Origin of the sequence: Pectobacterium sp. CFBP8739, assembly GCF_013449375.1 — a bacterium.
Taxonomy (GTDB): domain Bacteria; phylum Pseudomonadota; class Gammaproteobacteria; order Enterobacterales; family Enterobacteriaceae; genus Pectobacterium.
Map to the genome: position 1 here is coordinate 206,740 of NZ_JACDRR010000007.1, position 11,410 is coordinate 218,149.

Consider the following 11,410-nt stretch of genomic DNA (forward strand, 5'->3'; position numbering starts at 1 on the left):
CGTTAATCTCAATCAGGATGAGTTCTTCATGTCGTTATCTCTGTCTAAAATCACTGCGTTAACGTTGCTTTGCGTCACGCTGGCCGGGTGCCAACAAACAGGAACGTCTGCCCAAAAAGGAACGGTGGCAGGCGCCTCTTCTGCTGTAACGGTCTCTCCTAACGATCAACTGAATCAACTGTCATCACTGGTGGCGGCCACCCGCTATCTGAAATCGAAGTGTAACCGCAGCGATCTCCCCGATGATGCGACGATTGTGAATGTCGCGTTGACTGTGGCGAAACAAAGAGGCTGGAATGTCGCGAGCTATCAGGCTTTACCGCAGCGCAGTGAAAGCCTGTATCAAGGATTATTAAAAGACAGTACGCCCAAAGAGACGCAGTGTTCGGAATTTAACCGTACACTGACGCCATTTATTGATGCCATTCGCAGTCGCGGCTAGGGCGCGGCGCTTCCACTTTTATCGTCGGCGGAACGTTCATTCTCGTTGAATTTTCCGCCTGGCCAATCCTCCAATGCCTCCAGAATAAACACCTCGCCTTCAACGCTGAAAATGGTCATGTCCTGCTGGATTTGTTCTATGGTCAACCCTTCTATTGGCGAATCGCCCTCACGGAATTGCAACCCATTGAACGTGACGCTGCGTTTGGCCTCATCCGACGTATAAACATGTGCGCTGTAAGTCAGCGGGGGAATTTCACCATTGCTGATGGCAGGCAACGGCAGCGTAGCCTTTTTCTCTGGCGGTGCAGGTGTATCGACATGGGCTTCTTCTTGCTGCGGTGCCGCCGCAGGTATTGCTGGCGTTTTTTCCTCTGCCGCAGGCAAAGTCGCGGCTTGAGCTGCTAAAGCGGTCGTGGGAGACGTAGGGGCCCCCCAGCGCTGATGGCTGAACCAGCCAAGTGCGATAAAAAGCAGAGCATAAATAATCATCAAATACCCAGGCATGGGGTATGTGGTAAGCAGCGCTGGCTGTGTGTGTGTCGGTGCGTCCGTTGCGTTATCCACGCGCTTATCCTTTATTCTTAGGGCGTATTTTGGGTCGTGTAGCATCACATCATAAACGAAAGTGAGGTGAGTAGGATGATGCCGTCTGCCTTATTTTGCAAAAAATAGAAAGAGCCAGAAAACGGAATCTCTCGGTTATGTGACAGTTCCTTCATTTTGATTAAAAACTATTGCAATCATAATAATCACAGACGGAATCTTGATGCCGGTCGCAAAAAAAACGTGCAAATTTGCTTTAATGAAACCGCGTTTTACCCTTGCAGGTATAGCGTTTCTTTTTGGTGTTTTATAGTCAATCAATGTGGAGGCGCCATAATCAGTTAATTAACCATCCAGAGTGTTAAATCGGCAGTCTTATTATGTGGTTTTTGCTACAGGTATTGTGCTGCTTTTTTATCAATAAGGGATGCATCGAACTACCGCTAAATGACGAATAAAAGCAATTTCAAAGTATGCGATTAATATCGCAGGGTTTTATGCGGGTTTATTTTTCTATTTTTATAATTAAAAAATACTGAGGGATAACATGTTTAGAGCGGTTATTGGGACTGGTCGTTTACGCACCTGTGCGGTAGCTATTGCCTTTTCTGGGCTCGCACTTTCTGGATGTGATAATAGTCAGCATCCAGTGGCAGAAGCGGCACCACCAGATTTGCAGGTGAAAACGGTACCGTTTGGCTGGACTGCACAATATCAGAATACGGATGGTAAATTTTATGCAACGACAGGTGGCGAAGGCGCACATGCAAATAGCATTTATGTCGTGACCAGCCGCCAGGAATTAAAAGAGGCGTTAAATAATATACGCAGTCCTCTTTATATCGCAGGCGATGCCGATGCGGAGTTGAAGGCAAAATTAGAACCCAAAATTATCTACTGGCAAGGCACTATCCGCGGCGATGATTTAGGTAATGGACGCTATGCAGATGCTGAGTATTATAAAACTAAGCCGAATAAAACAACGTTTGATTTTGATTTATATGTCAAAGCGTTCGATCAGGATTATATGGCGCAGTTGAAAGCGACGGTGGATGCGGGTGGCAGCGATGCGGCGGCGGCTAGCGCTGAACTCAGCTTGCTTAAGAAGCAAAATGGTCAACGTTCGCAGTATGCCAACAACCAGAAGGCGCAGATTCAATTTCAGGTACCACCGAATACCACGATTTTAGGCGTGGGTAGCGAAGCGAAACTGGTGGAAGGTTATTTATCCCTCAACACCTTAAGCCACACGTTCGGGAAAACGGATAACAGCAACATCATTATCCGTAATATTACGTTTCAGGCTCCGCGCGATTTTGCCCCTGCTTGGGATGCCAGTGACGGTGATAAAGGAAACTGGAATGCCCGCTATGATGCAGTATCGATTAATGCCAGCAAAAATGTCTGGGTTGATCACTGCACCTTTACGGATGGTGAACATCCTGACGATCAGGAACCCGTGTTATTTGGCAAGCATATCCAACGCCACGATGGTTTGCTGGATATCGAAGATGGGGCCGACTACCTGACGATTTCCTACAACATTTTCGCCCAGCATGACAAAACGGTATTAATTGGCTCTGGTGATGGTGATAAAGGGGAATACCGGATCACCTTTGAAGGGAATTTATGGGACAACAGCGTGCAGCGTTCGCCGCGAGTGCGCTTTGGTCAGGTGCATTTGCTCAATAACTACCATCGTGGAGCAACGGATACGAATTACCCTATTTTGTATGCCATTGGGATGGGGTTCGATTCATCCATTCTTTCCGAAAGTAACGTGTTTAATTTCCAGGGCGGCGGCGCGGATGAAAAGCTGATTATTGGTGCCTACAAGGGAAGCAAATTTAAAGACAACGGCTCCTGGTTCAATGGCAACCCAGCAAGTAATTTGAATCAAATCGCATTAGACAAATGCCTCGCCTTGCAAGACGCCGAGAAGACCGCCGCCACAAATGCTGGGAAAGCGGTACCCGCATGGGCGTTGGAAACCTGTACCAATGAGCTGGAATGGAATCCGCCTTATGCATACAGCACAGGTAAATCCATCGCTAGCGTTGAAAAATATGTGCTGGAAAATGCGGGTGCGGGAAAATTGGAGATTGCCCTGCCGTAGTTAGACGATTTCATTCATTATTTTTTATCTGTAAGCCCCTGCCCGATATACGTCGCCTTGTTGCCATGAGTTTGTCACAGGGAGACATAGGTCGGGTGACATAAAAACATAGGAAATGTTATGACTCATTTTTTACCTCGTACTCGTCTTACGCTCTGCGCGACACTTGTCCTGAGCGGCCTGATTGCTGGATGCACGGAAAGCGACTCAACGCCGAATGTGGGTGTGGATCGTTCTGCTGCGCCACAGAATCTTAAGGTGCCGACGCTAGCCTATGATGACAACAGTGTGGTACTTGCCTGGGAAAAACCGACCAAACCTGCTGCCGATATTAAAGACTACCGTGTCTATATGAACGGAACCTTATTGGGCAGCACAATTGATAACCAGAATACTCACTCGCCCGCCAAACCTTATATCGATAACTTCTACAATACGATTGATACCAGTAACTGGCACGTGCGCGTTAGCTTCCATAATTTTAAGGTGACGAACCTGTCGCCGGAAACGGAATACCGCTTTACGGTGCGTGCGCTTTATGACGATGGCAAAGAGTCCGTTGACAGTGAAGCTGTCGTGCAGAAAACGACGGCGACGCCAGCGTCATTGAATGTGACTAATTACGGTGCGAAAGGGGATGGCGTCACCAATGACACGCTGGCGATTCAGAAGGCAATTGACGATTGTACGCTAGCCGCGTATCCGAAAGGATGTAAAGTCGTGGTTGATGGGGGAACGTTTAAAACCGGCGCGCTGTTCCTGCATAGTGATATGACGCTTGAAGTCACGAAAGGCTCGACGTTGCTAGGGTCGGAAAAGGGTGACGATTACCCGCTCGCCCGTGGCTATTATCTCTATCCTTACACATCTCCTAAACTACCGAAGCGTCCTCCTTCATTGATTAACGTATTGGTAGCGGACGATCAGGGTAGTAGCCATGCGGGTACGTTTAAAAATATTCGTATCGTCGGGCAGGGGACGATAGATGGCAATGGCTGGACACGCGGCATCAAAGCCAGTGACACAAACATTACTGAAACTGATGAGTTAAAGAATGAATTGCCACTCTATCGTGCAAGCAAAGCGGCCAATGTTGGCAGTGACGGTATTTTGGCAAAGGATCAAACGGCAAAAGCCATTGATGAAGGCATGTCACTAGATGAGGCGTACAAAAACCGACGCTCTAGCCTGATGACGCTGCGCGGCGTGAGCAATATGTATCTGGAAGGACTGACGATTCTGAACCCAGCTTACCACGGTGTAATGGTGCTGGAATCCGAAAATGTGGCGATGAATGCGTTGGTGCACACGACGTATGATGCGAATAATGCGGATGGTATTGAATTCGGCAACAGCCAAAACGTCATGGTATTCAATAACTTTTTCGATACGGGGGATGACAGCGTAAACTTTGCAGCAGGGTACGGTGCCGAGGTGGCGACGCTGGGGCAAAAAGCGCAGAGCGGTGCCTGGATCTTCAATAACTACTTCCGTCGCGGGCATGGTGCGGTGGTGACGGGGAGCCATACGGGTGCTTGGATTGAAAAAATTGTTGCTGAAGATAATGTAATGAATAAGACGGATGTTGGCCTGCGCATGAAGAGCCGACCTTATTATGGTGGTGGCTCGCGTGACGTGGTATTCCGTAATAACGCGATGCGTGATATTGTCAACGAGCCGTTCGTGTTCACGATTAAATATAAAGCGGACGTGAACGATACTCAGCCTGCGGCCGAACCCGCACAGTTCCGTGATGTGACCGTTTCCAACGTCACGGTGGATGGTTCAGCCAAGAAAAACAGTATTCTGGTTGATGGTATGACCATCGCTGAGATGGCTGATGCGTATAAGTTCTCCTTTGAACGCGATGCTTATCACCAAGGCTTGCATTTTGAGAATGTAAAATTCAAAAATGTAAAAGCCACGGACATTACGTTCCTGAAGAACAGTGAATTTAAAAATGTCATTTTTGAGAATGTATCGGGAGCCTGGAATTTCGGTCATATTGAAAATATCCGGCTCGAAGACCGTGTAAATAATGATGCCGCGCTGACGACCAGCGGTGATGAAACGCTCACCCGGGAAGCCGCAACGGAATAAGGCATTTTCCCCACGCCCATCGGCGTGGGGAATATTACGGATGATTACCTATGGCACGATTGCAAGCTTTCAAAGAACCGTCTTTTAATTCGTTGGTCGCCACTTTTCGGTCACTGCCAGCTCCGCTGATTCGACGTATCGTGTTGGGGCTGATTTTGTTGCTGATTTGCCAGCAACTGGCCGTCTTGACCTGGCGTTTTCTTCTGCCTGAAGATTCACGCTTTGTTGGCGTGGCGGTCACGCCTGCCCAGGCAAAAGAAAAACCCGCTACGCCGGGCGACTTTACCCTATTTGGTCATGCTCCCGATGCGGATGCTTCTGCGGTTAATGATGCCGCGCTATCCGGTGATATTCCGCTGACATCGTTAAATATTAGCCTGACTGGGGTTCTGGCGAGTGAAGACGCCAGGCGTTCGATTGCCATCATCGCTAAAGATAGTCAGCAATACAGTCGCAACGTCGGCGATGCCATTCCGGGCTATGAAGCCAAAATTGTGACTATCTCTGCCGATCGTGTCGTGCTTCAGTATCAGGGGCGCTATGAGGCGCTGCATTTGTATCAGGAAGAAAAGGCGGCTGACGCGCCGCCGTCTGCTGGCGCATTTAGCCAGGTGAAAAAGGAAATACAAAGAGATCCCGTCTCGGCACAGGATTACCTCACCATTTCTCCCGTCACGGAAGAAGACGTACTGAAAGGATATCAGTTAAACCCCGGCAAAAATCCCGATCTTTTCTACCGCGCAGGCTTGCAGGATAACGATCTCGCTGTGTCATTAAACGGCATGGATTTACGCGATGCGGATCAAGCACAGCAGGCGATGGCGCAACTGGCAGGGATGAGCAAATTTAATTTGACCGTCGAGCGTGATGGTCAACAGCAGGATATATATCTGGCACTGGATGGAGACCACTAATTTGTTTAGCAAGGGACAGGGATTTTTTAAGCATCAGGTTTTTTCAAAACATAAAAACCAATGGCTTGGTCAGATACGCCGCAAAAGCATGTTATTGCTTGGCGGAAGTGTGCTGCTGATGGCGTCATCACTCGCGTGGAGCGCCGAATTCTCCGCCAGTTTTAAGGGCACGGATATTCAGGAGTTTATCAATACCGTCAGTAAGAATCTGAATAAGACGGTCATTATCGATCCATCGGTCAGCGGAACGATCACCGTACGCAGCTATGACATGATGAATGAAGAACAGTATTACCAGTTCTTCCTGAGCGTGCTGGATGTCTATGGATTTACCGTTATCCCAATGGATAACAACGTCCTGAAAATCATTCGCTCGAAGGATGCGAAATCGACGTCTATGCCGCTGGCGACTGACGATCAGCCCGGCATTGGTGATGAAGTGGTGACGCGTGTTGTGCCTGTGAACAATGTCGCTGCCCGCGATCTGGCACCGCTGTTGCGCCAGTTGAACGACAACGCGGGTGCTGGGAGCGTCGTGCATTACGAACCGTCAAACGTGCTGTTGATGACGGGGCGCGCAGGGGTGATCAAGCGGTTGATGACGATTGTCGAGCGGGTTGATAAGACGGGCGATCGGAATGTGACCAGCATACCGCTGTCTTACGCTTCATCAACGGAAGTGGTGAAGATGGTGAATGAACTGAACAAGATGGATGAGAAATCCGCCTTGCCAGGGATGTTGACCGCGAATGTGGTGGCGGACGAACGAACTAACTCTGTGCTGGTGCGCGGGGAACCGAATTCACGCCAGCGCGTGATTGATATGATCAAACAGCTCGATCGCCAGCAGGCGGTACAGGGCAATACCAAAGTCATCTATCTCAAATACGCCAAAGCTGCTGATCTGGTCGAAGTGCTTACTGGGGTCGGTGACAGCATCCAAACCGACCAGCAAAATGCGCTGCCCGCGCTGCGCAAAGACATTTCGATTAAAGCACACGAGCAAACTAACTCCCTGATTGTAAATGCGGCACCTGACATTATGCGCGATCTGGAACAGGTGATTGCACAGTTGGATATCCGTCGTCCACAGGTATTGGTCGAAGCGATCATCGCGGAAGTTCAAGATGCCGACGGAATGAATCTGGGCGTTCAGTGGGCTAATAAAAATGCAGGAACGACGCAGTTTACGAATACTGGATTACCGATCACGACAATGATTGCGGGAGCGGATCAGTATCGTCGTGATGGGACGCTGAATACCGCGGCATCGAGTGCATTGAGCAGCTTCAACGGCATTGCCGCCGGTTTCTATCAGGGGAACTGGAGCATGCTGATGACGGCGCTGTCCAGCAACAGCAAGAACGACATTCTGGCGACGCCGAGTATCGTCACGCTGGACAACATGGAAGCAACGTTTAACGTTGGTCAGGAAGTGCCGGTATTGGCAGGCTCGCAGACGACATCCGGTGACAACGTGTTCCAAACGGTAGAGCGTAAAACAGTCGGTATCAAACTGAAGGTGAAGCCGCAAATTAACGAAGGTGACTCCGTCCTGCTGGAAATTGAGCAGGAAGTCTCCAGCGTGGCAGATGCGGCCTCCAGCAGCAGCACCAACCTCGGGGCCACATTCAATACGCGTACCGTGAATAATGCCGTGCTCGTCAGCAGCGGCGAGACCGTTGTGGTGGGGGGCTTGCTGGATAAAAGTACCAATGAATCGGCGAGTAAAGTCCCTCTGTTGGGTGACATTCCCGTTCTGGGGCACCTGTTCCGTTCCAACAGTCAGGAGACGAAAAAGCGCAACCTAATGCTGTTTATCCGTCCTTCCATTATTCGCGATCGCAGCCAATATCAAAGCGCCTCTGCCAGTAAATATCGTTCGTTCAGTGCTGAAGAAGATAAACAGCGGGATGTCGGTAACGGTGAAAGCGGGCTTTTAAATAACGACCTGCTGCGCTTGCCTGAAGGTGGGAACGCCTATACGTTCCGTCAGGTTCAGTCCTCCATTGTGGCGTTTTATCCGGCGGGCGGGAAATGAGTGACATTGCTTCCCAGATTATAGAATTACGTCCCATATTGCCGTTTGCCTATGCACGATCGCAGCAAATTCTGCTGTTGCAGCGGGAAAACGATGCGAGTCTACAGACGATTTGCGTCGCGCAAACGCCGCCAGCCGCCTTGTTAGAGGCGCGTCGGATTGCGGGCCGTCCGCTCAAGATTGAGCGCGTGACGGAAGATGAGTTTGAACGGCAATTAGTCATTAGCTATCAGCGCGATTCGGAAGAAGCGCGTCGTCTGATGGAAGACATCGGCAATGAGATGGATTTCTATACGCTGGTGGAAGAGTTGCCAGACAGTGACGATTTGCTTGACGCCGATGACGATGCGCCGATTATTCGCCTGATCAATGCGATGCTAACCGAAGCGATTAAGGATAAAGCGTCGGATATTCATATCGAGACGTATGAGCGCTATTTGCTGATCCGTTTCCGTGTCGACGGCGTACTGCGCGAAATTCTGCGTCCACAGCGTAAACTGGCGTCGCTGCTGGTATCGCGTATCAAGGTTATGGCGAAGCTGGATATTGCGGAAAAGCGTATCCCGCAGGATGGACGCATGGCGTTACGAGTGGGGGGACGGGCGATTGACGTTCGTGTCTCCACGTTGCCGTCGAACTACGGTGAACGTGTCGTGCTGCGTTTGCTGGATAAAAACAGCGTTAAGCTCGATCTTGAATTGCTGGGCATGTCGGAGCGCAATCGGCAGCGGTTGGACAGCCTGATCCATCGTCCACATGGCATTATTCTGGTTACTGGTCCGACAGGATCGGGGAAAAGTACCACGCTGTACGCCGCGCTCAGTCGTTTGAATGCCTCGGAACGTAACATCATGACGGTGGAAGATCCCATCGAGTATGAACTGGAAGGCATTGGGCAAACGCAGGTTAATACCAAAGTGGATATGACGTTTGCCCGCGGGCTGCGTGCCATTCTACGTCAGGACCCGGACGTGGTGCTGGTAGGGGAAATTCGTGATGGTGAAACGGCACAGATTGCCGTGCAGGCATCGCTGACGGGTCACCTCGTGTTATCTACTCTGCATACCAATAGTGCGCTGGGCGCGCTGTCTCGCTTGCAGGATATGGGCGTCGAACCTTTCTTGCTCTCAACCTCTCTACTGGGCGTGCTCGCCCAGCGTCTGGTTAGAACGCTGTGTTCTGACTGTAGCCAGCCGCATCCGGTTGATTCGGTTCAGGCCGCACAGATGGGGATTGCGCCCGGTACGCTGCTGCATAACCCCGTGGGCTGCCCGCAGTGTAGCTATACCGGCTATCGAGGGCGCATCGGCATTCATGAACTGGTGTTGATCAATGACGACGTCCGCGCGGCGATCCACCGCAGTGACGGCGAAATGGCGATTGCGCAGATTCTGGGGGGGAGTCGCACCACTATCCGTCAGGACGGGCTGGATAAGGTACTGGCGGGGCTCACGACCTGGGAAGAAGTGATCCGCGTAACCAAAGAGGAATGATATGGCACAGTACCATTATCAGGCGCTGGATGCGCAGGGGAAAAAATGCCGTGGCACGCAAGAGGCCGACTCTGCCAGGCAGGCACGCCAGCTATTGCGGGAGCGCGGACTGGTGCCGCTGTCGGTTGACGAAGGTCGCGGTGATCAGCAAAAACCGGGATCTACAGGATTCTCCCTCCGTCGTAAAATTCGGATCAGTACCTCTGATTTAGCGTTATTAACTCGCCAACTAGCTACGCTGGTGGCGGCGTCGTTACCGCTGGAAGAAGCGCTGGATGCCGTGGCGAAACAGAGCGAAAAGCCGCATCTGAGCCAGTTGATGGCGGCGGTACGCAGTAAGGTGATGGAAGGCCATTCGCTGGCCGATGCGATGAAGTGTTTTCCCGGCAGCTTTGAGCGATTGTATTGCGCGATGGTCGCCGCAGGTGAGACCTCCGGTCATCTTGATGAAGTGTTGAATAGGTTGGCTGACTACACCGAGCAGCGCCAACAGATGCGCAGCCGCATCCAGCAGGCGATGATCTATCCCTGCGTGCTAACCGTCGTCGCGATTGCCGTAGTCAGTATTTTGCTGTCCGTCGTGGTGCCGAAAGTTGTCGAGCAATTTATTCATATGAAGCAGGCGCTGCCACTTTCTACCCGCGTATTGATGGGGATGAGCGATGCCGTGCGTACGTTCGGGCCGTGGGTGGTGTTGGCGCTGCTGGCTGGGTTTATGGCGCTTCGCGTGATGTTGCGGCAAGAAAAGCGGCGTATCGGTTTTCATCGACGCCTGCTGTATCTACCGCTGCTTGGTCGTATCGCTCGTGGCTTGAATACGGCACGTTACGCGCGGACGCTCAGTATTCTCAACGCCAGTGCGGTGCCGCTGTTACAGGCGATGCGTATTAGCGGCGATGTGATGAGCAATGACTATGCCCGCCATCGACTCGCGCTGGCGACGGATGCGGTACGTGAGGGCGTCAGCCTGCACAAAGCGCTGGAACAGACCGCGCTCTTTCCCCCCATGATGCGCCATATGATCGCCAGCGGTGAGCGCAGCGGCGAGTTGGACAGCATGCTGGAACGGGCGGCGGATAATCAGGATCGGGAATTCAGTTCGCAAATGACGCTGGCACTGGGGTTATTTGAACCTCTGTTGGTGGTCAGCATGGCGGCGGTGGTGTTGTTTATCGTACTGGCGATTCTACAACCGATTTTGCAACTGAATACGTTAATGAGTTCGTAAGAGAACCAACAATTGAACGAGGAAAAGTAAGGATGCAACAGTCTCAGCGTAGTGGTGGTAAGCATAGCCATGGCCAGCGTGGTTTTACCCTGTTGGAAATTATGGTGGTCATCGTCATTCTCGGCGTACTGGCGAGTCTGGTCGTGCCCAATCTGATGGGGAATAAGGAAAAAGCGGACAGGCAAAAAGCCGTCAGCGATATCGTATCTCTCGAAAGCGCACTCGACATGTACAAGCTGGATAACAACCGTTATCCATCCACCGAGCAGGGGCTGAAGGCGCTGGTGACGAAGCCGACGGTGCAGCCGGAACCACGTAACTATCCCGCCGATGGCTATATTCGCCGCCTGCCGCAGGATCCGTGGGGCACGGAGTATCAACTGTTGAATCCCGGCCAGCACGGCAAGCTGGATATCTTCTCTCTGGGGCCAGATGGCATGCCGGGAACGGAAGATGATATCGGCAACTGGAATCTTGATAAAAAATAAAGGCATGGGGCGATATGCCCGTCTTTATAAGTGACGGTTGCAG

Annotated in this window: 9 protein-coding genes; 8 read left to right on the forward strand and 1 reads right to left on the reverse strand. The window is 51.2% G+C overall.

Going from position 1 to position 11,410, the window contains the following annotated elements; translation table 11 throughout:
* Positions 1 to 28: 28 nt before the first annotated feature.
* Positions 29 to 442 carry a type II secretion system pilot lipoprotein GspS gene (gene gspS / locus H0247_RS06910; protein WP_180741881.1) on the forward strand — a complete coding sequence of 138 codons (414 nt, stop codon included), beginning with the start codon at positions 29 to 31 and terminating at the stop codon, positions 440 to 442.
* Here gspS and gspB read toward each other — a convergent pair.
* Positions 439 to 1,008 carry a type II secretion system assembly factor GspB gene (gene gspB, locus H0247_RS06915; protein ID WP_180741882.1) on the reverse strand — a complete coding sequence of 190 codons (570 nt, stop codon included), beginning with the start codon at positions 1,006 to 1,008 and terminating at the stop codon, positions 439 to 441. The two genes, gspS and gspB, sit on opposite strands and share 4 nt — an antisense overlap.
* A gap of 526 nt (positions 1,009 to 1,534) precedes the next feature.
* On the opposite strand from gspB, the gene H0247_RS06920 reads away from it, so the two are divergent.
* From H0247_RS06920 to gspG, 7 genes are all read left to right on the forward strand, one after another.
* Positions 1,535 to 3,103 (forward strand): polysaccharide lyase family 1 protein, encoded by a 1,569-nt coding sequence (locus H0247_RS06920; protein WP_180741883.1) that lies wholly within the window; start codon positions 1,535 to 1,537, stop codon positions 3,101 to 3,103.
* Between the two features lie 120 nt (positions 3,104 to 3,223).
* Positions 3,224 to 5,203 carry a glycosyl hydrolase family 28 protein gene (locus H0247_RS06925; RefSeq protein ID WP_180741884.1) on the forward strand — a complete coding sequence of 660 codons (1,980 nt, stop codon included), beginning with the start codon at positions 3,224 to 3,226 and terminating at the stop codon, positions 5,201 to 5,203.
* 50 nt (positions 5,204 to 5,253) lie between these two features.
* Entirely contained in the window at positions 5,254 to 6,117 is an 864-nt protein-coding gene (gspC, locus tag H0247_RS06930) for a type II secretion system protein GspC (RefSeq protein ID WP_180741885.1), read from the forward strand.
* Positions 6,118 to 6,205: 88 nt separating this feature from the next.
* The gene (gene gspD / locus H0247_RS06935) at positions 6,206 to 8,158 is read left to right on the forward strand and encodes a type II secretion system secretin GspD (protein ID WP_180741886.1); all 1,953 of its coding nucleotides are present in this window, start codon (positions 6,206 to 6,208) and stop codon (positions 8,156 to 8,158) included.
* Entirely contained in the window at positions 8,155 to 9,651 is a 1,497-nt protein-coding gene (gene gspE / locus H0247_RS06940) for a type II secretion system ATPase GspE (protein ID WP_180741887.1), read from the forward strand. Before gspD ends, gspE begins: the two co-directional genes overlap by 4 nt.
* 1 nt (position 9,652) lies before the next feature.
* Complete coding sequence (gene gspF / locus H0247_RS06945; protein WP_180741888.1) at positions 9,653 to 10,879, forward strand: type II secretion system inner membrane protein GspF; 1,227 nt, start codon at positions 9,653 to 9,655, stop codon at positions 10,877 to 10,879.
* Between the two features lie 32 nt (positions 10,880 to 10,911).
* Positions 10,912 to 11,367, forward strand: coding sequence for a type II secretion system major pseudopilin GspG (gene gspG / locus H0247_RS06950; protein WP_180741889.1), 456 nt, complete (start codon positions 10,912 to 10,914; stop codon positions 11,365 to 11,367).
* Positions 11,368 to 11,410: the final 43 nt, after the last annotated feature.